We start from the raw sequence: 22,314 nt of genomic DNA on the forward strand, positions 1-22,314 counted from the left end.
CTCGATTTTTTGGTGGTTGGGTGGTGCGGCCCCCCCCCCCCCCCCCCCCCCCCCCCCCCCCACCACCCCCACCCCCCCCCCCCCCCCCCCCCGCTTCCGTGACTCAGGATTCACCCAGGTAGGCCGAGTGCAGGGTGCCGGGGGAGTCCAGCAGGCCCTGCGCGGAACCCGCATAGGTGACGCGTCCCGAAGAGACCACCAGCGCGTCGCTCGCCACGCCGAGGGCGAGGTGCGTGAACTGCTCGACGAGCAGGATCGCGGCACCCTCCTCGGCGAACCGTGTCACCATCGGCAGCAGCCGCGTGAACACCACCGGTGCGAGGCCGAGCGACATCTCGTCGATCAGCAGGAACGACGGCCGCGCGGCGAAAGCGCGGGCCAGCACCACCATCTGCTGCTCGCCACCGCTCAGCAGCGCCGCCGGTGAGTCCCGGCGTTTCTCCAGTTCGGGGAACAACTCGAACAGTTCATCGGCCCGCGCGCGGGTGCGTGCGGTGAGCATCAGGTTCTCCAGCACGGTCAGGCCGCCGAACACCGCGCGACCCTGCTCGATATGCGCCAGACCCCGCCGCGCGCGGTTGACCCGCGACTGCTTGGTGATCTCGTCCGGTCCGATGTGGACGGTCCCCGCCGAGGCGGGCACGACACCGGAGACGGCCTCCAGCAGGCTGGTCTTCCCGGCGCCGTTCGGCCCGACGAGCGCGGTGATCCGGCCCGGTTCGAGGGTGAGGTCGACGTCCCGGATCACCGGACCCGCGCCGCGGGTGACGGTCAGCCCCGCTATCCGCAATGCGTTCACAGCAGCTCCGTTTCACCCATGTACGCCTTGAGCACGGCTGGATCGGCTAGCACTTCGGCCTGGGGGCCAGACGCCAGCACGCGGCCGAAGTCGAGGACGGTGATCGTGTCGCAGACCGAGCGCACCAGATCGAGGTCGTGCTCGATGAGCAGCACGGACACCCCGAACCGCGCGGGAACCTGCCTCAGCCGCTCCCCGAACGCGACGTGCTCTTCGTGCGGGAGGCCCGCGGCCGGCTCGTCGAGCAGCAGAACCCGGGGCCGCGCCAGCAGATGCCCGACGACCTCGACCAGCCTCCGGGCGCCGACGTCCACTTGCGACAGTGGCGTGCGGGCGGCCGGACAGCCGAAGAAGCCCAGGGCGTCGCCGATCTCGTCGGCGGTGAGCCGTCGCCTGGCGAGGAACTTGACGTACGCCCCGACCGTCAGCCCCGGCGGGACCCGGTCCTGCTGGAACGTCCGCCGCAGGCCGGCACGGGCCCGGTTCGACGGCGACCCGGTCAGCGGCTTGCCGCCCAGTTCCACCGAGCCGTCGGCGTTCGGCAGGAACCCGCTGATCGCGTCGACCAGCGTCGACTTGCCCGCGCCGTTGGGACCGATCACGCCGAGCACCCCGTGTTCCGGGACGGCTATGTCCACTGAGGACAGTGCGGCCACGTGCCCGAAGTTCACGCTCAGCCCGCGCACGGTGAGCATCGGCGGGCCAGGCGCCTTGGACTCGACGTCCACGGTCTCGGCGGCGAGATCGAGTTTCGCCGGTTCCTTCTTGGACCGTCGGTACCAGACCTGCCGCACCGTGCTGCCCAGGTTCCCGCCACTGGCCAGCGCCTGGACACCGAGCACACCGAACACCACGAAGCCCCAGTCCTGCGGGATTCCCCAGCGTTTCAGCAGTTCCGGCACGCCGACCCACAGGACCGCGCCGAACACGGCCATGTCGATCAGATGCGCGCCCGACATGATCGCCAGCACGTACAGCGCCAGCGACTGGATCGCGGTGAAACTGGCCGGAAAGGCCAGCCCGACCTGCCCGGTGAGCAGGCCACCGCTGATCCCGCCGAGGGTCGCGCTCACCGCGAACGCGGTCAGCTTCGACGTCCGCACGCTCGTTCCCGCGGCCGCCGTCCCGCGCTCGGAGAACGCCACCGCCTGCCAGGCGCTGCCCCAGCGCCCGCGGCGGAGGAAGTACACGGCCAGGCAGCACAGCACCAGCACCACGACGGCGAGCTGGAAGTAGGACCGGTCGTCGGAGAAGGCGTCCGGCCGTTCCACCGAAATCCCGCCGGAGACACCGGGGAACTGGAGCTGGACCAGGGCGAGGTCGGCCGCGGCGGCGAGCCCCAGCGTGACGACGGCGAGGTTGATCCCGCGCAGCCGCAGCGCCGGGAGCCCGACGAGCACCCCGACCACACCGGCGGCGAGACCGCCGAGCAGCAGCCAGGTGAGGAACCCGCCGGGTGCCTGCGCCTCGTTCAGCGCGGACACCGTCCAGGCGCCGACGGCGCCGAAGGTCAGCTGGCACAGCGAGATCATCCCCGCGCTGCCGGTGACCACGCCCAGACCGAGCAACGAGATCCCGGCGACGACGGCGCTCATGCCCAGATAGACGAAGTACCCGTCGAGCCCGACGCTCAGGCCGTAGCCCACCGCGATCGCCACCAAGGCGACCACGAACGGGAAACCGGTGCGTACCCCGCGCTGTTCAGCGAGCCGCATCCCACACCTCCTTGCGCTGCGACCAGAGCAGCAGCGCGACGATCACTGCGAACGGCAGGAAATACCGCACCACCGAAAGGCCGTCGACCTGCGCGGCCGCGCCCTGGATCAGGCCGAGGCCCAGCCCGCCCGCGACAGCGAGGTCGAGACGGCGGAACCCGCCGAGCAGGGCCGCCGCGGACGCCGGGACCACCAGCATCGCCAGCGACGTCGCGTCGTTCGACTGCGACGGCGCGACGATCGAGATGACCAGCGTGCTGACCACGCCGGTGACCGCCCAGACCGCGATGCTGAGCCGTTTCGCCGGGATGCCCAGCAACTCCGCCGTCGTCGGGCGTTCGGACAGTGCCCTGAGCTGGACCCCTGCCGAGGTCCGGCTCAGGACGATCTTGCTGGCCACCGCCACCAGCACCGCCAGCGCGACGGTGACCACGGTGACCTGGCTGATCACCACCCCGCCGACGGTGAGCGCCGGGCCGTCCAGGATCGGGTGGAACGGCTGCGGTTTGTTGCCGAACAGGATGAACGACAACGAGATCAGCAGGAGCAGCACGGCCACGGTGACCGCCGAGCGGGTGCCGGTGTCCGCCTCGGCGAGCCAGGTGGACACGATCCAGCCGAGCAGTGCGCTGAGCAGCCCGCCGAGCAGGATCCCCGCGATGGTGGCGAGCCACATCGGCAGTCCCCAGTCGACGGACAGGAACACCGCCACGTAGCAGCCGAACATCCCGGTGGCCGACTGGGCGAAGTTCACCACCCGTACCAACCGCGACATCAGCGTCAGGCACACCGCCAACACCGCGTACAGTCCGCCGGCGGCCAGGCCGGCCAGCGCTCCCTGCAGCATCGTTTCCTCCAGTTACTTCTTGGGAATCCGCAGCCAGTCGTTCGCCACGAGCTCCCATTTGCCGGTGCCGGAGGCGAGCTTGATCGGCCAGCCAGCGGTGTTGTCGTGGTGCGTCTGGCCCGGTCCGAAGACATACGGCGTGCCGACCATCGGATCGGTGATCGGCTTCATCTCGCGCAGCGCCTTGGTCACCGACTCGCGGGTGACGTCGCCACTGATCCCGCGGACGACTTCGAGGAAGTACTTCGCCGCCAGGTAACCGCCCTGGCTGAACGACGTCAGCGGGATGTTGTTCTTGGTCATCAGGTCGTGCCAGTCCTTGTTCTGCGGGCTGGCCGTGTCGGTGAACGGGTAGAACTCGGCGGGCACGTACACCCCGGCGCCCGCGTTGGTGACGGCCTTGGCGTAGTTCTCGCTGTAGACACTGGTCAGCAGCAGCCAGGTGACGTCGTTCCAGCCCTGTGCGGCGGCGGCCTTGAGTTGCCCGATGGAGTCCGGCTCGACCGGGTTCACCGTGATCGCCTTGCACCCGGCGTTGCGGGCCTTGACGATGTAGGAGGTGTAGTCGGAACCGCCGTAGGGCACGGTCGCGTCGAGGTACTTGAGCTTCTTGCCGGTGATGGCCGACCACTCGTCGATCGCCGCCTGGTACGAGGGCAGCGTGTTGCCCGCGATCTCCAGCAACGCGCAGATGTCGTTCAGCTTCAGCGTTTCGGAGCCGTAGAGCAGCGTCAGCGTCATGTCGTGGTACGGGCCGACGTTGGCCGGGGCGATGTTGGGGCTGGAGAAGCACGCCGGGTCCACGCCGATGCCCTGGATGGACAGGATCTTCTGCTGTTCGTAGTACTTGTTGTTGATCTCGCACTCGATGAGGCTGGACGAGCCGACCAGCGCGACAGCCTCGTCACGGCCGACGACCTCGCGGGCCGCGGCCGCGGCGGCCGCCGGGTCACCCTTGTCGTCGAGCGCCTTGTACTCGATCTGTCTTCCGTTCACGCCGCCGCTCGCGTTGGCCGCGTCGAAGACCGCCTTGGCCGCCTGGGAGGCTTCGGGGAAGGTGGCCGCGCCGCTCAGCGCGTTGACCGAGCCGACCTTGATCGGGCCGCTGGCACCGCTTTCGGCCCCGGCGCAGCCCGCAGTGGTGAACAGTACAGCCGCGAGCAGGACTGCGGCGGCTGCGACGAGGCGCCGCGCGGGCTTCACCGGTTCTCCGCGGCGTTCACGACGGGAACGGAGTCGACGATCTGCTCGAACGACACGACCTTGCCGCCGTCGAACTTCCACACGTGCGCGACCCTGGCGGTGAACGAGCGACCGGTCTCGCGGTGCTTGCCCTGGTAGGTGCCGATGCCGATCACCGTGTCACCCGCGTCGGCGAGCTCGCCGAGGGCGAAACCGTAGCCGTCCCAGTCACGGGCGATCGCGCCGAAGACGTTGTCCCGCACCGCTTCCGGACCGGTGTAGGTACCGGCGTAGGGGAACCCGGCCGCCTCCGTCCAGGTGGTCTCGGGACCGAGCGGGGCCAGCATGCCCGCCAGGTCGCCTCGGTCGCTCGCGGCGTAGTGCGCGGCGATGATGTCTGAATTGGACACTTGAAGCTCCTTAGACCGGTTGCGCGTCGGGATAGGCGACGGCGCCGAGTGGGTAGATGTGCCCGCCCGCGCGGGAGTGTTCGGACCGGCCGGCGCCGGTGATGCCGAGGAAGACGCCGGTGGTCTTGAGCGCGTAGCCGAGGTCGTGCAGCCACACACTGGCCACGGCGATGCGGAATTCGCGGAAGCAGAACAGGTAGAGCCCGTCCTGGAACTTCCACACCGTCGACAGGTCCATGTCACCGTGGCCGCGCTGCACGCCTTCGAGGCATTGCCAGGCATAGCGTTGCGAGGACACGTACACGTGCTCGTAGAGGTGTTCCGGGCTGTAGCGGTAGATGTTGCGCTTGCCGATCAGGTCGCGCGACGGCCCCGGCCGCTCGCCGGTCGGCGTGCCCGCGTCGGTGGTGCCGGACCAGAACGTCTGGGAGACACGGGGAACACCCTCGACGTCTTCGGTGCCGATCACCGAACGCACGGCGAGCGCGCGATGTGTCGTCGTGGAGAAGACGACGGTGAGTGCTTCACCTTCGACGCTGGCGTGGGGGAGATTAACGAAGAAAACGTCCTCCCGGGCGGCGACCGCGTCGTACGGATCCTTGATGCCGTTGCAGGTGACGGTTTCCGCGTCCTCGAACCGCAGCGCGAGCGCCGTCCCGTCGTCGAGGGTGACGGTGAGCTCGCGTCCGGACAGGTCCGCGTTCGGCAGGCGATAGGTGGCTATTCCGGCGGCGAACTCGTCATAGGTGCGCCACTGTTCCTCGGGTGCTTCGGGCATGCGGTCATCGTCGAGGCGACCGCCCTGGCGGGGCCAGCTGTCACGCGCTGGGCGGCAACAACCGATCGCTCACGGTCAAGCCGCGGCGCAGTTCGCTCGGCGAGCAGCCGAATTCCGTCTTGAACACCCGGCTGAAATGCGGTGCGTCGACGAAACCCCACTTCGCCGCGATGGCGGCGACGGGCCGTGAAGCGTGCACGGGGTCCAGTAATTCGCGGCGGCAGTGTTCGAGACGCCGGGTGCGGATCCAGCCCGAGACGGTCGTGCCCTGTTCGTGGAAGAGGCCGTGCAGATGCCGGGTGGAGATGTAGTGCTCGGCGGCGATCTGCGCCGGGCCGAGGTCGGTGGAGGAGAGGTTCGTGTCGATGAAGGCGAGGACGCGGCGCATCAGTTCGTGGTGCGGTCCGGCCGTCGCGCGGGCGAGGTCGAGCTCGCTCGCGAACAGCGTGGCGAGCAGATCGACCGCCGTATGCGCGAGCCGGACGCCCGCCGGGCCGCCGAGCTGGTCGAGGTTGCTGCCGAGCTGTGCGAGGAAGGGCACCACGACGTTGCCCATGCCCCGCTTGCCGGACATCGGGACCGCGGTCAGCTGGCCGACCAGGTCCCGGGGGAGATCGATGAGGCGCTGCGGGAACATCACCACCAGCGTGCGGAAATCCTCTTCGAACGCCAGGGAATACGGTCGGTGCGTGTCGTACAACGCCACGTCACCGGGGCGCAGCATCGCCTCGCGGTTGTCCTGCACCAGCAGCCCGGTCCCGGACAGGATCAGGCTCAGCTTGTAGTAGTGCCTGTCCGCCCTGGCGATGAGCTCGGGCGTCCGCTCGACCACGTGCGCGGACGCGGTCACCTCGGTCAGCCGGACGTCGTCGGCGCCGCACGAGCGGATGCGGCCGCGGAAGTGGTCACGGTGCTCGCTCGTCACGTGCAGCGGCACGAAGGAGTGCGACACCACCGTGCGGAAATCAGTGAAATCTCGCGCGACCATGGTCGTGGTCGGGTCGGCGGTGGCGGTGGTCACGAGGTCACCTCGCAGCATCGGGGGGTGAATTTCATATACGATAAGCGATACGATGCTGCCGGGCAATGATCGCCGCGAGGTCAGTCGGCGAGGCGGAACAGGAGGGTCCTCGGGTCGACGTCGACGGGTACCACCTTGCCCGCTTCGTAGCGGCCGACCTCCTCGGTGAGCACCCGTGCGCTGAACGGAGTCACCCCGGGACCGGTGACGACGAGATCGACGTCGTCCGCCGGAGTGCTCACCTCGCCGACCCAGATCCGCTTGCTGGAAACGACTTCGGCGGTCGCGCGGACGCCCGTCCTGTCGAGCGCGCGGTGGGCCTCGCGGGCCTTGGCGTTCTGCCAGAGCTGAGAGCCGACGGTCGCCAGGCCGCCGATCGTGAACACGATGCCCATGGCGAGGACGACCAGGCCGTCGTCGTCGCCGGGCGCGAAATGGGTACTGATCCACAGCAGGGCCGGGCCGATCAGGGCCAGCACGGTCATGAAGAAGCCCATCAGGCACCCGAACCCGGTGAAGACGGGCAACTCCGGCGCTTCCTTGCCTTCGCGGTCCGTCGTCACCGGCGAGACGTTACTGACCGGTTTTCCCGGCCGGTCCGGTAAAAATCCCCGCTTGGCGGGTCAGACGGTGAGGACGAGCTTGCCCCGGAGGTGCCCGCCGTCGAGCAGCCGGTGCGCGTCGGCGACGCGCTCGAACGGGAACGTCTCCTGCACATGGACCCGGAGCCTGCCCTGCTCGGCGAGTTCGACGAGACCTCGCAGGGCGACCGGATCGGGGTCGACCGCGACGCCGCTGAAGTGCACACCGGCCGCCTCGTACCGGGCGGCGAGTGCGGAATCCTCCTCGGCGACCGCCGTCACCAAGTGACCACCCGGGCGGAGCACGTCGAGCGACCGCTCGGCGGTGTCGCCGCCGATCGTGTCGAACACGACGTCGATGTTGCGGACCGCCTCGGCGAAGTCGACCGCCGTGTAGTCGATCACCTCGTCGGCGCCGAACTGCTCGACGAACTCCCGCTTGCTTCCACTGGCGGTCGTGATCACCTGCGCGCCGAGTGCTTTCGCGATCTGGATCGCGACGTGACCGACCCCGCCACCACCGCCGTGGATCAAGACGCGGTCGCCCTCTTTCACTTCGGCGAGGTCGACGAGGCCCTGCCACGCCGTCAGCCCGACGACCGGCAGCGCCGACGCCTCGACGTGCGAGAGCGACGCCGGCTTGCGTGCCAGGTGCAAGGCCGGCGCCGACACGACTTCGGCGTACGCGTTGGCCGCCCTCGGGAACAGCGGCATTCCGAACACTTCGTCGCCGGGCCTGAACCGCCAGGTTTGCGGCGCCTCGTCGACCACGCCGCTGATGTCCCAGCCGAGGACGAACGGAGGCTCGCCGAGCAGAGGGAATTCGCCGGCGCGCAAGCGCGCCTCCAGCGGGTTCAGCCCGATCGCCTTGACCCGGACGAGAACCTCGGTCGGAAGTGGCCGGGGCTCGGGCACGTCCACGAAGGTGAGCACTTCGGGACCGCCGATTTTCTGCTGGGTGATGACTCGCATGACTCCAAACTAGGTTTCCGATAGGAACCCGCAGGTACCTTTGACGCCGTGAGCGCTTTCGGTTCCGGTGGTCTCTTCCTCGCCGACTGTCCGGCACGTCTGGCGGTCGAAGTGATCGCCGACAAGTGGACGGTGGTCGTGCTCGCCGGACTCAGCGAGGGGCCGGTGCGCCACGGCGAGCTGATCGACCTGATCGGCGGCATCTCCCGCAAGGTGCTCACCCAGACGCTTCGACGGCTCGAAGCGCACGGACTCGTCCGCCGTCACGCGTATGCCGAGGCGCCGCCCCGCGTCGAGTACGAGCTCACCTCTCTCGGCGCGACGCTGATCGACCCGATCCACATCCTGACCGAGTGGGCGAGGGCGAACGGCGACGCCGTGCTCGAAGCGCTCGACGCCGATCCCGGGAGCCTTCGTCATTGAGGGGAAGGGCAACCATGTCCTGTTTCGCGGTCGGGTCGGATCTGGACTGGCCGACGAGAGTCGACCCGCACTCCGGCTGTTCACATGAGCCAGCTCCGGTCGGGCAAATGGTCGATTGATGCCCATGTGTGCGCTTCGTAGCCGGGGTCGTGAGTGGCAAATACGGGTTCTGGTGGACCCGTATTTGCCTACCCACTGGATCCTGGGTGAGCGGGGAGGATTCGGGACGTTCAACGTCTCAAATCTTCCCCGCTCGGCTGCCGTCCGCGGGGGTCGCGAGGTGGCACGGTCTTGACCTTGACGATGAAGGAATCGGGACACTCGACGTCCCAATTCCTTCATCGTCAACTTCGGCACCCGCTGAGTCGCGATCCCGTGGTGGTCAGGTGGCCGCGTGAACCGAGTGTGGAGGATTCAGGACGGTGACCGTCCCAAATCCTCCACACACGAACCCGCCGCAGTGAGATCCCGGTGTCATCAAGCTCCGAGGCCGGAGCGACCCCTCGACTACCGCACCCCACCTTCACCCTGGTCACACGTAGGTAGGCAATACCAGTCCACTCTGACCCGAAACGCCACTCACGACCAACCCGACCCATAGGTCTGAATCTTTAGTCCAGGCCAGGAATGGCGTCACCTGGGACAACACACCCGCTCCGCGACTGACACCGAAAAGGGCACGAGCGCGAAGACGCTGGCCGAACTGCTGACGAGGCGGGACACCGATGTCGCGGCTTACGCGCGGGAACTGGCCGACCTGTTCGAACGCGCCGTGAGCCGTCCGGGTAGCGAGGCGAGCAGTTCGTAAGACCGGCGGCGGTCGGCGTGGTGGAACAGCGGAGTGGTCACCATGATTTCCGCGCGATCATCGGCGGTGTAAGGAAATGCTGCGGCTTCCTCGGGGCTGGGCAACCGGATACGGTTGCCGCGAAGTCGGCTGAGCACCTTCAGGCGCGTGGATCCGGCGAGCCATTCGGCTCGTTCGTCGTCTTCGGCGGCGATGACCGACACGCTCACCAGGTCGGCCTCGATCGGCGCGCTCGGTGCCAGGTGATGCGCGAAGGCGTAGGGGATTCCTCGTGCGGCGGCGAGCGCGGCGCTGTCGGCCGAGCAGCCAGAGTTCCGGGATGTTGCCGCCGAGGACAGGGACCGCCTTCACTTCGGCGTCCTCGGGCGGGTTCAGGAATCCCCGGAGTTCGTCGAGCTGCTCGCCGAAATCCTTTGTCCTTTGTGGACTCAAGGCCGCCGAACTGCTCGGCCACCACGAGCGGTGCGTGATTCGGCAGGAGGACCCCGCCCGCGCCGAGCCGGAGCCGTCGCGTGGCGTTCGCGAGGTGGGCGATGAGAGAGGTGTCCAGGACCGAGAGAGCCGGGTGCGTTGCGAGGGGCGCGGCGGAGGCCATTCGGTACTTTCTCGTGAGTGGTAAGGACGGTTCTAACCGTCCTTACCACTCACGAGAGGGTCGCGGGAAGGGTTTCGAAGCCGCGCAGGATCCTGGTCTGCCGCCGCCGCGCCCCGTTCAGGAGCCGCAGGTCGGGGAAGCGCTCGAAGATCGACCGCAGCCCGATCTCGCCTTCCATCCTCGCCAGCGAAGCGCCGAGGCAATAGTGTCGCCCGGCGCCGAAGGACACGTGGTCCCGCGCGTTCGCCCGCGTGACGTCGAAGGTGGACGGGGCGTCGAAGATCTCCGGATCGCGGTTCGCGCCCGCGAGCACGGTGCTGACGATCGCCCCGCGGCCGATGGGCTTTCCGCCGATCTCGGTGTCGCGGGCGCTCAGCCTGCCGGTGAGCAGGACGGGCGGGTCGTAGCGGAGGATCTCGTCGGTCGCGTTACTCCACAACTCCGGGTTCCCGCGCAGTTTCCCCAGCTGATCCGGATGCCGGGTGAGCAGGGCGATGCCGTTGCCGAGGAGGTTGACGGTCGTCTCGAACCCGGCCGCCAGCACCAGTCCCGCGGTGGCCTTGAGTTCCCGCTCGGTCAGGCCGACGCCGTCCTCGCGGGCGGCGATCAGCTTGCTGAGCAGGTTGTCGCCGGGGTTCGCCCGCAGTTTCTCCAGGTGCAGGGTGAGCCACGAGTCGAATTCGGCCAGCGTGGCTTCGACCGTCCGGAAGGTCTTCCATGGCAGCCCGAGGTCGAGGCTCGGGGCCGCGGCGCCGCCCAGCGCGAGCACCTTGTCCCGTTCTTCGGGCGGGACACCGAGGATCTGGCTGATGACGGTGACCGGCAGGAGCCCGCAGTACTGCTCGACGAGGTCGACGGGGCCATCCGGGTCGAGGCCGTCGAGCAGTTCGTCGGCGATGGCCTGCGTGCGGTGCCGCAGCTGCTCGACCGCGCGGGCGGTGAAGACGCGCGTGACGAGTTTCCGGTAGCGCGTGTGGTCGGGCGGCTCGCTGGCGAGCAGCGACGGCGGTTCGATCGGATGGATCAGCCCGGACGCCGACCAGGCGACGAGCCGGTTGAGCAGCGGGTTGTCCGGAACGAACCGGACGGTCTTGAACGCGTCGCTGGTGAGGATTTCCTTGCAGGCCGAATGCCGCGTGGTCACGTGCCCGACCCGGGTGGTGGCGATGGCGCCGTGCGAGCGGATCTCGTCGAACAGCCCGGTCAGGTCCGTTCCGCCGCTCGCCTCGACCGACAGCCTGCCCTGGAGATCGCCCCGGCGCGCCGCGGCCCGCAGGGCCACCCGGGGGATCGCGTGGCCGATGCTCCAGCGGGTGACCGGTTTGGCTATCTCCTCCGCCCGGCGCCGGAGGTTCCGGGCGGGAGCGGTCTTGAGTGCGAACATCAGGACTCCGTCCGTGCGGGTCCTTCGAAGGTATCGGAACGACGTGTCAGTAGCGAGTGGCTCGACATCTGCGGGCCGGGGTTTCCCTCGGTAATGTTCTGCACTTCCGGCGGGCCGGGGGAGTGCGTGTGGGCGGCTACGGGTTCGACATCGCGCTGGTCGCGGTGCTGGTGGTGGTCAACGCGGTGTTCGCGGGCAGCGAGATGGCGCTGATCTCGTTGCGCGAGGGCCAGTTGCGGGCCTTGGAGCGGGACGGCCGCGCGTCCGCCCGGACGCTGGCGCGGCTGGCGCGCGACCCGAATCGCTTCCTGGCCACGATCCAGATCGGCATCACGCTCGCCGGGTTCCTGGCCTCGGCGACAGCGGCGGTTTCCCTCGCCGAACCCGTGGTGCCACTGCTGGGTTTCCTCGGTGACGCCGCCAGGGCGGTGGCCGTCGCGCTGGTGACCATGATCCTCACCTTCCTGACCCTGGTGCTCGGCGAGCTGGCGCCGAAACGGCTGGCCATGCAGAACGCGCTGCGCTGGGCGTTGCTGGTGGCACGCCCGCTGAGCCTGCTGTCGACGATCTCGAGGCCCGCGGTCTGGGCGCTGAGCGTGTCGACGAACTTCGTCGTGCGCGCGCTGGGCGGACGGGCGGAAGCCGATCCGGACCAAATGTCGCCCGAGGAACTCCGGGAACTGGTCTCGGCGCAACGCGGCCTGAACGCCGAGCAGCGCATGATCATCAACGGCGCACTGGAGATCCACGAACGACGGCTGCGGGAAGTGCTCGTTCCCCGCCGCGCGGTGTTCACGCTCGCGGCGGAGCTGGACCTCGAGTCGGCGCGGCGGCAGCTGGCCGAGTCGGGCCACTCCCGGGCGCCGGTCGCCCGCGGCGGGCATCTGGACGACGTCGTCGGCGTGGTGAGCCTGCGCGATCTGCTCGAAGACCGCGACGATCTCGCCGAAGTGGTCCGGCCCGCCGTGGTGTTCCCCGATTCGTTGCGGGTTTCGGACGCATTGCGCAGCTTCAAGGCCGAGCGGGAGCAGATGGCGCTGGTCGTCGACGAGCACGGCGCCGTCGCGGGCATGGTCACGCTGGAGGACCTGCTGGAGGAGATCGTCGGCGAGATCTACGACGAGACCGACCGTGACGTGCTCGCCGTACGTGACGGCAAGGACGGTTCGCTGGTGCTGCCCGGCACGTTCCCGGTGCACGACCTCGTCGACGTCGGCGTCGAACTGGGCGACGCGCCGCCGGGGGAGTACGCGACGATCGCGGGGCTGATCCTGGTGATCCTGGGCCGGATCCCGGAGAAGCCGGGCGACCGGGTACTGGTCTCCGGCTGGACGGCCGAGGTGCTCGGCGTCGAGCATCACGCGATCACGCGTGTGGCGTTGCATCGAGGAGCGAATGCGGAGCGGTGAGTTGCGCCGGGCGCCTCCGGTTGGCAGCGTGCCCGGTGTCCTACCACGAAGAAAGGTGTCCCGATGCCGGAAGACCAGCCCGATTTGAAGCCTCGTTCACGCGACGTGACCGACGGCCTGGAGCGCGCGGCGGCCCGCGGGATGCTCCGCGCGGTCGGGATGGGCGACGACGACTTCGCCAAACCGCAGATCGGGGTGGCGTCCTCGTGGAACGAGATCACCCCGTGCAACCTGTCGCTGGACAGGCTCGCCAAGGCGGTCAAGAACGGCGTGCACGCGGGCGGGGGCTATCCGCTCGAGTTCGGCACGATCTCGGTGTCCGACGGTATTTCCATGGGGCACGAGGGCATGCACTTCTCGCTGGTTTCGCGCGAGGTGATCGCGGACTCCGTCGAGACGGTGATGATGGCCGAGCGGCTGGACGGCTCCGTGCTGCTGGCGGGGTGCGACAAGTCGCTGCCGGGCATGCTGATGGCCGCGGCCCGGCTCGATCTCGCCTCCGTTTTCCTTTACGCCGGCTCGATCATGCCCGGTCAGGTCGACGGCCAGGACGTCACGATCATCGATGCCTTCGAGGCGGTCGGCGCCTGCCTGGCAGGCAAGATCACCCGTGCCGAAGTGGACCGGATCGAACGCGCGATCTGCCCCGGCGAGGGTGCCTGCGGTGGCATGTACACCGCCAACACGATGGCGTCGGTGGCCGAGGCGCTCGGCATGTCGCTGCCCGGATCGGCCGCCCCGCCCGCCGTCGACAGGCGCCGTGACGGTTTCGCCCACCGGTCGGGGGAGGCCGTCGTCGGCATGCTCCGCCAGGGCATCACCGCGCGGCAGATCATGACCATGGAGGCGTTCGAGAACGCCATCGCCGTCGTGATGGCGCTGGGCGGTTCGACCAACGCCGTCCTGCACCTGCTCGCGATCGCGCGCGAGGCCGAGGTCGATCTGCGCATCGACGACTTCAACCGCATCGGCGACAAGGTCCCGCACCTCGGCGATCTCAAGCCGTTCGGGAAGTACGTGATGAACGACGTCGACAAGGTCGGCGGCATCCCCGTGGTGATGAAGGCGCTGCTCGACGCCGGGCTCATGCACGGCGACGTGCTCACCGTGACCGGCAAGACCATGGCCGAGAACCTCGAGGGCATCGCCCCCGACGGTCTCGACGGCGAGATCATCCGCCCGCTCGACCGCCCGATCCACAAGACCGGCGGGCTGACCATCCTCAAGGGATCGCTGGCACCGGAAGGCGCGGTCGTGAAGTCGGCGGGCTTCGACGAATCGACCTTCACCGGCACCGCGCGGGTGTTCGACGGCGAACGAGCCGCCCTCGACGCGCTCGCCGACGGCCGGATCGTCGCCGGGGACGTCGTCGTCATCCGGTACGAAGGCCCCAAGGGCGGGCCGGGAATGCGCGAGATGCTCGCCATCACCGGCGCGATCAAGGGCGCAGGGCTCGGGAAGGACGTCCTGCTCATCACCGACGGCCGGTTCAGCGGCGGCACGACCGGCCTCTGCGTCGGCCACATCGCGCCGGAAGCCGTCGACGCCGGGCCGATCGCGTTCGTCCGCGACGGGGACCCGATCACGCTCGACGTCGCGAACCGGACCCTCGAAGTCGAGATCGCCGACATCGAGGCACGCCGGGAGGGCTGGGCGCCCAAGCCTCCGGCGTACACGCGCGGAGTGCTCGGCAAGTACGCCAAGGTCGTCCAGAGCGCCGCGCACGGGGCCGTTTGCGAGTAAGCCGACCAAGGAAGGTTCCGTGTTGAATCAAGTCGTGAATCAATAACCGGCATGCGACGGTTCACGACAGTCTTCACGGCCACTCTCGCGGCCCTGCTCTTCGTGACGGGAACGGCTTTCGCGGCGCCGCCCCAGGCGCTGGACTGGTCGGCGCCCTGGCCCGACCGGATCTACGAACCGGCCTTCGACTACGACGGCGACGGTTGCTACCCGACCCCGGGGATCGGCCGTGACGGCACTCTCGCGCCAGGGCTCGCGCTGGGCGGCGACGTCAACGGCCAGTGCCGCGACCTGTCCGATTTGGACAACACCAACGCGTACTCGCGGGTGAAGTGCAACAACGGCTGGTGCGCCTACCTGTACGCGCTCTACTTCGAAAAGGACCAGGCCGCGCTGGGCCCCGGGAGTGCCGGTCACCGGCACGACTGGGAGCACGTCGTCGTGTGGGTGCAAGGCGACTGGGGCAGGTACGTGTCCACGTCGGCCCACGGCAAGTACACGACCAAGCATCGCGACCAGGTCCCGTGGGACGAGACCGGCAAGCACCCCAAGGTGATCTACCACAAGGACGGGATCGGCACGCACTGCTTCCGGCACGCGGGCTTCGGTGAGGAGCCGGAGAACCACAAGAAGCAGTGGCAGTATCCGCCGCTGGTCGGCTGGGACGGCTACCCACCGGGCCTGCGCGACAAGCTGACGGGGCACGACTTCGGCAGCGCCCAGCTCGGGATCCGGGACTCGTCGTTCACCGGCGAACTCGCCAAGGCGAAGCCCGCCGGGATCCCGTTCGATCCGAACGCCTGAGGCCGGGCTGAAGGGGCCTTTCACCGGATGCGACGCGGTGAAGGGCCCCTTCAGCTCCCGGGCCTGAACACCACGAACGGGTGATCCATAGGCCGAATGGACGCGAGTACGTAATTCACCCGATGTGCCCCGCTACTCCGCGGTAGCAGACTCGGCGGCCCGACGATTCCCGCTGCCCCGGAGGTCGACGATGACCGCGTCCCACGCTCCAGTCCGCCCTGTCTCCGCTCCCGTCCGCCCCACCCCGGCCCGCTCCGCCGCCCTCGTGATCGCCCGCGCGGTCGTCAACGGCATCCGGCATTCCCTTCCCGAGTACGCGCCCCTGTTCGACACGCGCGCCACGGAGTTCGTCGCGCTGGTCCTGGAGTACGACGCGATGGACTCCGCGCTGGGCATCGCCGCCGGCGCGGATGCCTTCCGGGAGCTCGGGGTCGCCGAATACGCGGCGGGCAAGGGCTTGGACCGGCTGTCCCGCGCCTACCACTCCGCGGGGCGGGGCGCTTTGCCCGTGCTGGCCTCGTTGTCACGGCAGCCCGGGGCCGGATCGGCCCTGATGGACACCGGGGTGGAGGCCCTGCTCCGCTGCGCCGACGTCCTGATCCGGCTTTCCACCACCGCCTACCGCGCCGCGCACACGCCTTCGGTGGCCGAGTTGCGCCGCGACCTGTTGAAGGAGATCTTGAGCGGCCGTCCGCCCGCGAAGTGGGTCGCTCTCGCGGCCGAGGCGGGCTGGGTCCCGCCCGCCCGCGTGGTCGCGATCGCCGCGGAGCCCGGCGCGGTCCGCGCCTCGTTCGGCCCGGAGGTACTGGCCGACCTCACCGGCGAATATCCGCACCTCCTGGTACCCGACGACGTCGAGATCGGCGGCATCCTGGCGGGGACACGGGCCGCGGTCGGGCCCGCGGTGGCGCCCGCCGAGGCCGCGGCCTCCCTGCGGTGGGCCCGCCGGACGCTGGAACTGGTCCGGCGGGAGGTGATCGAGGACGGCCCTCTCGTGCACTGGTCGGATCACCTGACCACGCACTGGCTGTTCGCCGACGAGGTGCTCACCGGCGCGCTCGTCACGCGCAGCCTGGCGCCGATCGCCGATCTGCCGCCGAACGAGCGCACCAAGCTCGCCGAAACCCTCGAAGCCATGCTCGCCGCCCGCGGCGGGGCGCCCGAGATCGCGAACAACCTGGGCGTCCACCCGCAGACGGTCCGCAACCGCCTCCGTCGTCTTCGTGTCCTGTTCGGTGCCCGGCTCGACGATCCCGAGGAGCGACTGGACCTGCGGATCGCCTTGCGGGCCGATCTGCTCGCTTCCGAACCGGCCCGGCCGGCCACCCCGATCAGGGCGGCGTGAGCCTCAGGCGGGGTCCGCGGACCGGGTCACCCACGTGGCGACCTGGACGCGGTTGGAATAGCCGAGTTTGGTGAGGATGTGGTCGATGTGGGTGTCGACCGTGCGGCGGGCGATGCCGAGCCGGTCGGCGATCTCCTGGTTCGTCAGCCCCTCGGCGACCACGTGCGCGATCTCGGTCTCGCGTTTGGTGAGCACCTGCGCGGCCGGTTTCCGTGGCGTGAGGGACCGCTCTTCGAGGGCGTACGCGATGGCGTCGCCGGTGGGCATCGCGGCGCCGTCGGCGAACTCCTTGATCGCGACCTCCCAGCCCAGCGCCGCCGTCACGGCGTCGGTGTCGGCCTGGAGAGGTTCGGTGAACGCCTCGTACCGCGTCGGCCACGCGCCCACCGTGCGCCAGACGTTCATCGCGGCGCCCTGCAGGATCGCGGCTCGGTTGGGACGTCCGGTGCGAGCCGCGCAGCCCGCCAGGACGGTGAGCGTGAACCCGACGACTACCCGGTCGTCCACCCGGGGATGCAGGCGCAGGATCTGCTCGCAGCAGCGGCTCGCCACGGAGAGATCGCCCTGGAGGTACTCGGCGGCGGCACGCGACCACAGCGCCCAGCCCCGCCAGAAGACCTCGCCCCGCCGCTCGCAGCGCTCGACGGATTCGGCGAGCACCGCCCGGCCGCGGTCGATGTCGCCGTCCAGCCAGATGGCCAGCCCGTGGTTGTAGCTCGCCCAGAGGTCCGCGCCCTCGTCGCCGTGGGCGCGGAAGAGGTCGATGGCCGTGCCGAACAGACGCGACGCCTGGGGCATGTCGTTGCCGATCAGCGCGGCGTAGGCGCGGACGTGGAGCACGTACGCGGCGGCGAGCTCGTCACCGCCGGCCTCGGCTTCGGCGGCCGCCCTGTCCACCATGCACCGATAGGCGGGCATGTCGCCCTGCACCAGCGCCAGGAAACCGGACAGCCACAGCACGTGTGCCCGCTCCGGGACCTCCGCCGTCGCGGCCTCGTCGAGCCGCCGGACCCACATCCGGCCCTCGGTGTTCAGCCCGCGGACGATCCAGAACTCCTTGACGTCGCGCAACATCCGCAACCCGATGACCGCGTCCTCGGGACCGCCGGTGCAGAAGTCGAGTGCGACGCGCAGGTTCGCGTGCTCGCGCCGCAGCCTGCCGATCCAGCCGAGCTGATCGGTCTCCAGCCACTCGGCGGCGTACCGGCCGGAGAGTTCGGCGAACCAGTCACGGTGCCGTTTCCGGCGCTCCGCCGTCCCGCCCGTCTCGCTCAGCCTGTCGACGCCGTACTCGCGCACCGACTCCAGCATGCGGTACCGCACGCCGCCCGGGTACTCCTCGCGCAGCAGGATGGACTTGTCGAGCAACCCGTCGACGACTTCGAGAACGCGTTCGCTCGGCAGCTCGCCGCCGGAACAGACCTGTTCGGCGGCGTCGAGGTCGAAGCTGCCGGAGAACACCGACGCGCGCGCCCACAGCAGGCGTTCGGGACCGGTGCACAGGTCGTGGCTCCAGTCGATCAGCGCCCGCATGGTCTCGTGCCGTTCCGGCCTGCCCCGCCGGTCCTTGGTGAGCACGGAGAACTGCCGGTCGAGCCGGTCCGCCAGCTGACGCAGGGACAACGCCCGCGCGCGGACGGCGGCCAGTTCGATGGCCAGCGGCAGCCCGTCGAGCCTGCGGCACAGCCGGATCAGCGGTTCGACGTCGTCTTCGGTGAGCCGGAACGACGGCGCCACCGCGGTCGCGCGATCCACGAAAAGCCGCACGGACTCGTCGCTCACCACGCGTTCGAAGGAGTCGCCTTGCTCCGGCACCGCCAGCGGCGGCACGGGCAGGACCCGCTCGCCCGCCACGCCGAGGGACTGCCTGCTCGTGGCCAGCACCGTCACCTGCGGGCATTCCCGGACGATGGTGTCGGCGAACCAGGCGCAGCTGTCGACCAGATGCTCACAGTTGTCCAGTACCAGCAGCAAGCGGCTCGCCCGCAGCGCCTCCACGACGACCTCGATGGCCGGTTTCGCCGAACGGTCGCCGAAGCCGAGCACGTTCGCCACGGTCGGCACCAGCAACGCGGGTTCCCGCAGTTCGGCCAGCGACACGAACGCGACCTCGTCGGCGGTCGCCTCGCGGTGGGCCGCCGCGATCCGCCACGCCAGCCTGGTCTTGCCCACGCCGCCCGGTCCGGTCAGCGTGACCAGCGAAGAGACCTCCAGCAGGCGCCGCGCTTCGCCGGTCTCGACGTCGCGGCCCACGTAGCTGGTCACTTCGGTGGGATCGCCCGACCACCCCGAAAGCGAGCCAACTCCGTCCGCCATGCACTCTCCCGCGATCGACGAGCCCCGCGACTTCCGTCCGATGTAGACGGAAATCGCCCGGCTGCGGATCCTAGCGGACCGGCGTTCCCCTAGCGGGACACTTGCTTGCCGCGGTCGTGCGCCCAGCCCGCCAGTACCACTCCGGCAGCCGCGAGCAGCAGGAACACGATCAGCCTGCCGCCCCACTCACCGGGTACCCAATCGAACGCTCCCCACAACTGGGCCGCCGAATGATCGAAGAGACTGCGGATGGCGGCCTGCGCGAAGGCGGCGACGGCCACCATCCCGAGAATCTGCAGCCCCAGATAGCCGCCCTTGGTCATGCTCCCTACCTCCTGTTTCACGGTCAGGGCCCAGCATCACCGGGATGGGCGGCAGGCACATCGGCGCCGCGTCGCGCGCCTTGTCCGACCAAAGTCGATCCCGGCCGCGACCGAGGTCGGAGCCGGGATCGTCCTGTGCCCTCATGCGCCGCGGCGGCCGGGTCGACCATGATGGGCCGGTGATCACCGACGCCGCCACCGCGCCGCCCGTCCGGCTGTGGGAGCAGGCATGGCGCCTGCTGGCCGCGGCCGCGATGGGCGTGCTGATCTGGATCGTCACGGCGTCGCAACTGCCGGTGGGGGCGTCGGGACCGAGGATCGAGTGGATGATCACCGGTGATCCGCTGGTGGCGCTCGCCTGCTTGGTCGCGCTGCTGTGGCGCCGTCGTTTCCCCGTCACGATCACGCTCGCGGTCATCCTCTCCTCGACGGTTTCGGTCCTGGCGGGCGGCGCGTCGTTGCTGGCGCTCTGTTCGCTGGCAACCCGGCGGCGACCGGCGGAGACGGTGGTCGCGGCGGTGTTGTCCGTGATCACCGCGGTGCTGACCGCCGACTTCTACCCGCACCGCGAGTCGACGGGACCGCTGTGGCTGGTGATCAGTCTCCCCACCTTGATGGTGGGCATCGTGGTGGCCGTGGGCGCCGCGATCGGCGCGCGGCGGGAGGAGGTGCGCTCCCTGCGGGAACAGGTCGCGAGCGCGGAACGGGAGCAGGCCGCCCGCGCCGCCGAGGCGCGGATCGTGGAGCGGCACCGGATCGCCCGCGAGATGCACGACGTCCTCGCGCACCGGGTCTCGCTGGTCGCCATGCAGGCCGGAGTGCTGGGGCACCGCCCGGACCTGCCCGCCGACCAGGTCGCGGAACTGGCCCGCGGTATCGCCGAGGGTTCCCACCAGGCGCTGGAGGAACTGCGGGACGTCCTCGGTGTGCTGCGGGCGAGCCCGGACGGCCTGGAACCGCCGCAACCCTCGCTAGAGGACCTCCCGGCGCTCGTCGCGAACGCGCGGTCACTGGGCCTGGACGTCACCTTGACGGCCACGGCGGCGGGCGAACCGCCGGCCGCGATCGCGAGGACCGTCTACCGGATTGTGCAGGAAGGCCTGACCAACGCGGGGAAACACGCGCCGGGAGCCAGGGTGTCGGTCACCGTCGAGGGGACGGCGGGCGACGGTTTGCGGGCGACGGTCCGGGATTCCGGTGCCTCGCGGAAGGCCGCGGGTCCGCCCGTCTCGGGATTCGGCCTGCTCGGCCTCTCCGAGCGAGTCGAGCTGGCAGGCGGAGAACTGGACCACCACGCGGAGCCCGGCGGCGGATTCGTCCTCGCCGCGCGGCTACCGTGGCCGGTCCGCGAAGGGAGTGAGTGAATGGACAGCGAGCGGATCAGGGTCGTGCTCGTCGACGACGAACATCTGGTGCGGATGGCGTTGCGGCTCATCGTCGACGGTGAACCCGACCTCGTCGTGGTCGGCGAGGCGGCCGACGGCGACGCCGCGGTGGCCGTGGTGGGGGAGCAGCGGCCCGACGTCGTCCTGATGGACGTCCGGATGCCCGGTCGCGACGGGCTCAGCGCGACCGAAGAAATCCTCAAACTCCCGGAGCCGCCGCGAGTCCTGGTGCTCACCACGTTCGACTCGGACGAGATGGTGCTGGGCGCGCTGCGCGTCGGCGCGCTCGGGTTCGTCCTCAAGGACACCCCGCCGCCCCGGATCCTGGCCGCCGTCAGGACGGTCGCCACCGGGGAACCCGCGCTCTCGCCCGCGGCCACGGCACGGCTGATCGCCGCGGCCACCGGACCGCATTCGTCCGACGCGCGCCGGGCGTCCCGTGGCACGGCCCGCGATCTGCTGGCCACCTTGACCGACCGCGAACGCGAGACCGCGGCCGCCATCGCCGACGGGCTGTCCAACACCGACGTCGCGCGGAGACTGGACATCACCGTCGCGACGGTGAAGGCCCACACGAGCAGCATGCTCGCCAAACTCGGCGTCGAGAACCGGGTCCAGATCGCCTTGCTGGTCCGCGACGCCGAGGGCTGAAACTTTTTCGGGCGCCGTGTCGAATCCGCCGTTTCCCGGTCGACGTAGTGTCGAAAGCAGTTCGGATCGACCAAGGAGAAACCAGATGCGCACCCTGATCGCCACCGCGTTCGTCTCGCTCGACGGCGTCGTCGAGGGGCCCGGCGGGGAGCCGGGCTACCGCAACTCCGGCTGGACCTTCAACGGCATCGAGTTCGACGAAGCGGCCTACGAACTCAAGGGCCGTGAGCAGGGCGAGGCCACGGCGATGATGATGGGCCGGGCCAGCTACCAGGCGTTCTCGCCGGTGTGGCCGGACATGACCGTGGAGTTCGCCGGCTACAACGCGATGCCGAAGTACGTCGTCTCGACCACGCTGCGGGAAGACGAGCTGGTCGACAACTGGGGTGAGACCACGATCCTGCGTTCGCTGGACGACGTCGCCAAGCTCAAGGAGACCGAGGGCGGGCCGATCATCCTGCACGGCAGCGCGGAGCTGAACCGGAACCTCGCCGACGCGGGCCTGATCGACCGCTACCACCTGCTGCTGTTCCCGGTCCTGCTCGGCGCGGGCAAGAAGCTGTTCAGCGACACGGACAAGGACAAGCAGAGCCTCAAGCTCGTCGAGAGCGAGGCGTACGGCAACGGTGTCCAGAAGCTGGTCTACGACGTCGTCCGTTGATCTTGTCGCCAGTCTCGACGCTGGCGGGCTGTGAAAGACCCCCTTGCCTACCGCCACGATCGCCTCACACGCACCAGCAGTCACAGCGGCCGCGCGTGAAGGCCCCCTTCCCTCGGCTGAGCCGAGGGAAGGGGGCCTTCACGTACTTCAAGCGACCAGGGC

Annotated in this window: 22 protein-coding genes; 8 read left to right on the top strand and 14 right to left on the bottom strand. The window is 69.6% G+C overall.

Features of this window, described 5'->3' with window-relative positions:
- Window positions 1–103: 103 nt before the first annotated feature.
- From ACZ5IK_RS28415 to ACZ5IK_RS28455, 9 genes are all read right to left on the bottom strand, one after another.
- Window positions 104–799 carry an ABC transporter ATP-binding protein gene (locus ACZ5IK_RS28415; protein WP_465490483.1) on the bottom strand — a complete coding sequence of 232 codons (696 nt, stop codon included), beginning with the start codon at window positions 797–799 and terminating at the stop codon, window positions 104–106.
- Window positions 796–2,514, bottom strand: a complete 1,719-nt coding sequence (locus tag ACZ5IK_RS28420; protein WP_465490484.1) for a branched-chain amino acid ABC transporter ATP-binding protein/permease — start codon at window positions 2,512–2,514, stop codon at window positions 796–798. Before ACZ5IK_RS28420 ends, ACZ5IK_RS28415 begins: the two co-directional genes overlap by 4 nt.
- Complete coding sequence (locus ACZ5IK_RS28425; RefSeq protein WP_465490485.1) at window positions 2,501–3,361, bottom strand: branched-chain amino acid ABC transporter permease; 861 nt, start codon at window positions 3,359–3,361, stop codon at window positions 2,501–2,503. The genes ACZ5IK_RS28420 and ACZ5IK_RS28425 overlap by 14 nt, the downstream gene beginning before the upstream one ends.
- Before the next feature lie 12 nt (window positions 3,362–3,373).
- Window positions 3,374–4,564, bottom strand: a complete 1,191-nt coding sequence (locus ACZ5IK_RS28430) for an ABC transporter substrate-binding protein (protein ID WP_465490486.1) — start codon at window positions 4,562–4,564, stop codon at window positions 3,374–3,376.
- Complete coding sequence (locus ACZ5IK_RS28435; RefSeq protein ID WP_465490487.1) at window positions 4,561–4,953, bottom strand: nuclear transport factor 2 family protein; 393 nt, start codon at window positions 4,951–4,953, stop codon at window positions 4,561–4,563. Before ACZ5IK_RS28435 ends, ACZ5IK_RS28430 begins: the two co-directional genes overlap by 4 nt.
- A gap of 10 nt (window positions 4,954–4,963) precedes the next feature.
- Window positions 4,964–5,731 (bottom strand): MoaF C-terminal domain-containing protein, encoded by a 768-nt coding sequence (locus tag ACZ5IK_RS28440; protein WP_465490488.1) that lies wholly within the window; start codon window positions 5,729–5,731, stop codon window positions 4,964–4,966.
- A gap of 40 nt (window positions 5,732–5,771) precedes the next feature.
- A complete protein-coding gene (locus ACZ5IK_RS28445; protein WP_465490489.1) occupies window positions 5,772–6,770 on the bottom strand; it encodes an AraC-like ligand-binding domain-containing protein in 999 nt (332 codons plus the stop codon).
- A 62-nt stretch (window positions 6,771–6,832) separates the two neighbouring features.
- Entirely contained in the window at window positions 6,833–7,315 is a 483-nt protein-coding gene (locus tag ACZ5IK_RS28450; RefSeq protein ID WP_465490490.1) for a hypothetical protein, read from the bottom strand.
- A gap of 60 nt (window positions 7,316–7,375) precedes the next feature.
- Window positions 7,376–8,305, bottom strand: coding sequence for an NADP-dependent oxidoreductase (locus ACZ5IK_RS28455; RefSeq protein WP_465490491.1), 930 nt, complete (start codon window positions 8,303–8,305; stop codon window positions 7,376–7,378).
- 48 nt (window positions 8,306–8,353) lie between these two features.
- On the opposite strand from ACZ5IK_RS28455, the gene ACZ5IK_RS28460 reads away from it, so the two are divergent.
- A complete protein-coding gene (locus ACZ5IK_RS28460; protein ID WP_465490492.1) occupies window positions 8,354–8,728 on the top strand; it encodes a winged helix-turn-helix transcriptional regulator in 375 nt (124 codons plus the stop codon).
- 735 nt (window positions 8,729–9,463) lie between these two features.
- Here ACZ5IK_RS28460 and ACZ5IK_RS28465 read toward each other — a convergent pair.
- The 3 genes from ACZ5IK_RS28465 to ACZ5IK_RS28475 are packed head-to-tail and all read right to left on the bottom strand — an operon-like array spanning window position 9,464 to window position 11,515.
- A complete protein-coding gene (locus ACZ5IK_RS28465) occupies window positions 9,464–9,745 on the bottom strand; it encodes a hypothetical protein (RefSeq protein ID WP_465490493.1) in 282 nt (93 codons plus the stop codon).
- The gene (locus ACZ5IK_RS28470) at window positions 9,742–10,131 is read right to left on the bottom strand and encodes an LLM class flavin-dependent oxidoreductase (RefSeq protein WP_465490494.1); all 390 of its coding nucleotides are present in this window, start codon (window positions 10,129–10,131) and stop codon (window positions 9,742–9,744) included. Before ACZ5IK_RS28470 ends, ACZ5IK_RS28465 begins: the two co-directional genes overlap by 4 nt.
- Window positions 10,132–10,180: 49 nt before the next feature.
- Entirely contained in the window at window positions 10,181–11,515 is a 1,335-nt protein-coding gene (locus ACZ5IK_RS28475) for a cytochrome P450 (protein ID WP_465490495.1), read from the bottom strand.
- Window positions 11,516–11,643: 128 nt separating this feature from the next.
- Between ACZ5IK_RS28475 and ACZ5IK_RS28480 the strand changes: the two genes are divergently transcribed.
- The 4 genes from ACZ5IK_RS28480 (at window position 11,644) to ACZ5IK_RS28495 (ending at window position 16,816) form a co-directional block, all read left to right on the top strand.
- A complete protein-coding gene (locus ACZ5IK_RS28480; RefSeq protein ID WP_465490496.1) occupies window positions 11,644–12,924 on the top strand; it encodes a hemolysin family protein in 1,281 nt (426 codons plus the stop codon).
- A 63-nt stretch (window positions 12,925–12,987) separates the two neighbouring features.
- A complete protein-coding gene (gene ilvD, locus ACZ5IK_RS28485; RefSeq protein WP_465490497.1) occupies window positions 12,988–14,667 on the top strand; it encodes a dihydroxy-acid dehydratase in 1,680 nt (559 codons plus the stop codon).
- Between the two features lie 51 nt (window positions 14,668–14,718).
- The gene (locus tag ACZ5IK_RS28490) at window positions 14,719–15,471 is read left to right on the top strand and encodes an NPP1 family protein (RefSeq protein WP_465490498.1); all 753 of its coding nucleotides are present in this window, start codon (window positions 14,719–14,721) and stop codon (window positions 15,469–15,471) included.
- 190 nt (window positions 15,472–15,661) lie between these two features.
- Window positions 15,662–16,816 (top strand): helix-turn-helix domain-containing protein, encoded by a 1,155-nt coding sequence (locus ACZ5IK_RS28495; RefSeq protein ID WP_465490499.1) that lies wholly within the window; start codon window positions 15,662–15,664, stop codon window positions 16,814–16,816.
- Between the two features lie 3 nt (window positions 16,817–16,819).
- Here the strand turns inward: ACZ5IK_RS28495 and ACZ5IK_RS28500 are convergent, their stop codons facing one another.
- Both ACZ5IK_RS28500 and ACZ5IK_RS28505 read right to left on the bottom strand, forming a co-directional pair.
- Window positions 16,820–19,132 (bottom strand): ATP-binding protein, encoded by a 2,313-nt coding sequence (locus tag ACZ5IK_RS28500; protein WP_465490500.1) that lies wholly within the window; start codon window positions 19,130–19,132, stop codon window positions 16,820–16,822.
- An 89-nt stretch (window positions 19,133–19,221) separates the two neighbouring features.
- Window positions 19,222–19,455 carry a hypothetical protein gene (locus tag ACZ5IK_RS28505; RefSeq protein ID WP_465490501.1) on the bottom strand — a complete coding sequence of 78 codons (234 nt, stop codon included), beginning with the start codon at window positions 19,453–19,455 and terminating at the stop codon, window positions 19,222–19,224.
- Window positions 19,456–19,634: 179 nt separating this feature from the next.
- Here ACZ5IK_RS28505 and ACZ5IK_RS28510 point away from each other — a divergent pair, with 179 nt between their 5' ends.
- The 3 genes from ACZ5IK_RS28510 to ACZ5IK_RS28520 all read left to right on the top strand — a co-directional run bounded on the left by ACZ5IK_RS28510 (window position 19,635) and on the right by ACZ5IK_RS28520 (window position 22,152).
- On the top strand, window positions 19,635–20,819 hold the full coding sequence (locus ACZ5IK_RS28510) for a sensor histidine kinase (RefSeq protein WP_465490502.1): 1,185 nt from the start codon (window positions 19,635–19,637) through the stop codon (window positions 20,817–20,819).
- Entirely contained in the window at window positions 20,820–21,491 is a 672-nt protein-coding gene (locus ACZ5IK_RS28515; RefSeq protein WP_101607485.1) for a response regulator, read from the top strand.
- 85 nt (window positions 21,492–21,576) lie between these two features.
- Entirely contained in the window at window positions 21,577–22,152 is a 576-nt protein-coding gene (locus ACZ5IK_RS28520) for a dihydrofolate reductase family protein (RefSeq protein ID WP_465490503.1), read from the top strand.
- Window positions 22,153–22,314 lie beyond the last annotated feature (162 nt).

Source organism: Amycolatopsis sp. NPDC031561 (genome assembly GCF_055580625.1).

Coding starts and splice junctions, on each gene's coding strand:
- ACZ5IK_RS28490 (WP_465490498.1), top strand. CDS start 14,719: ATGCGACGGTTCACGACAGTCTTCACGGCCACTCTCGCGGCCCTGCTC.
- ACZ5IK_RS28470 (WP_465490494.1), bottom strand. CDS start 10,131: ATGGCCTCCGCCGCGCCCCTCGCAACGCACCCGGCTCTCTCGGTCCTG.
- ACZ5IK_RS28495 (WP_465490499.1), top strand. CDS start 15,662: ATGACCGCGTCCCACGCTCCAGTCCGCCCTGTCTCCGCTCCCGTCCGC.
- ACZ5IK_RS28425 (WP_465490485.1), bottom strand. CDS start 3,361: ATGCTGCAGGGAGCGCTGGCCGGCCTGGCCGCCGGCGGACTGTACGCG.
- ACZ5IK_RS28515 (WP_101607485.1), top strand. CDS start 20,820: ATGGACAGCGAGCGGATCAGGGTCGTGCTCGTCGACGACGAACATCTG.
- ACZ5IK_RS28440 (WP_465490488.1), bottom strand. CDS start 5,731: ATGCCCGAAGCACCCGAGGAACAGTGGCGCACCTATGACGAGTTCGCC.
- ACZ5IK_RS28520 (WP_465490503.1), top strand. CDS start 21,577: ATGCGCACCCTGATCGCCACCGCGTTCGTCTCGCTCGACGGCGTCGTC.
- ACZ5IK_RS28420 (WP_465490484.1), bottom strand. CDS start 2,514: ATGCGGCTCGCTGAACAGCGCGGGGTACGCACCGGTTTCCCGTTCGTG.
- ACZ5IK_RS28505 (WP_465490501.1), bottom strand. CDS start 19,455: ATGACCAAGGGCGGCTATCTGGGGCTGCAGATTCTCGGGATGGTGGCC.
- ACZ5IK_RS28475 (WP_465490495.1), bottom strand. CDS start 11,515: ATGTTCGCACTCAAGACCGCTCCCGCCCGGAACCTCCGGCGCCGGGCG.
- ACZ5IK_RS28445 (WP_465490489.1), bottom strand. CDS start 6,770: ATGCTGCGAGGTGACCTCGTGACCACCGCCACCGCCGACCCGACCACG.
- ACZ5IK_RS28500 (WP_465490500.1), bottom strand. CDS start 19,132: ATGGCGGACGGAGTTGGCTCGCTTTCGGGGTGGTCGGGCGATCCCACC.
- ACZ5IK_RS28455 (WP_465490491.1), bottom strand. CDS start 8,305: ATGCGAGTCATCACCCAGCAGAAAATCGGCGGTCCCGAAGTGCTCACC.
- ilvD (WP_465490497.1), top strand. CDS start 12,988: ATGCCGGAAGACCAGCCCGATTTGAAGCCTCGTTCACGCGACGTGACC.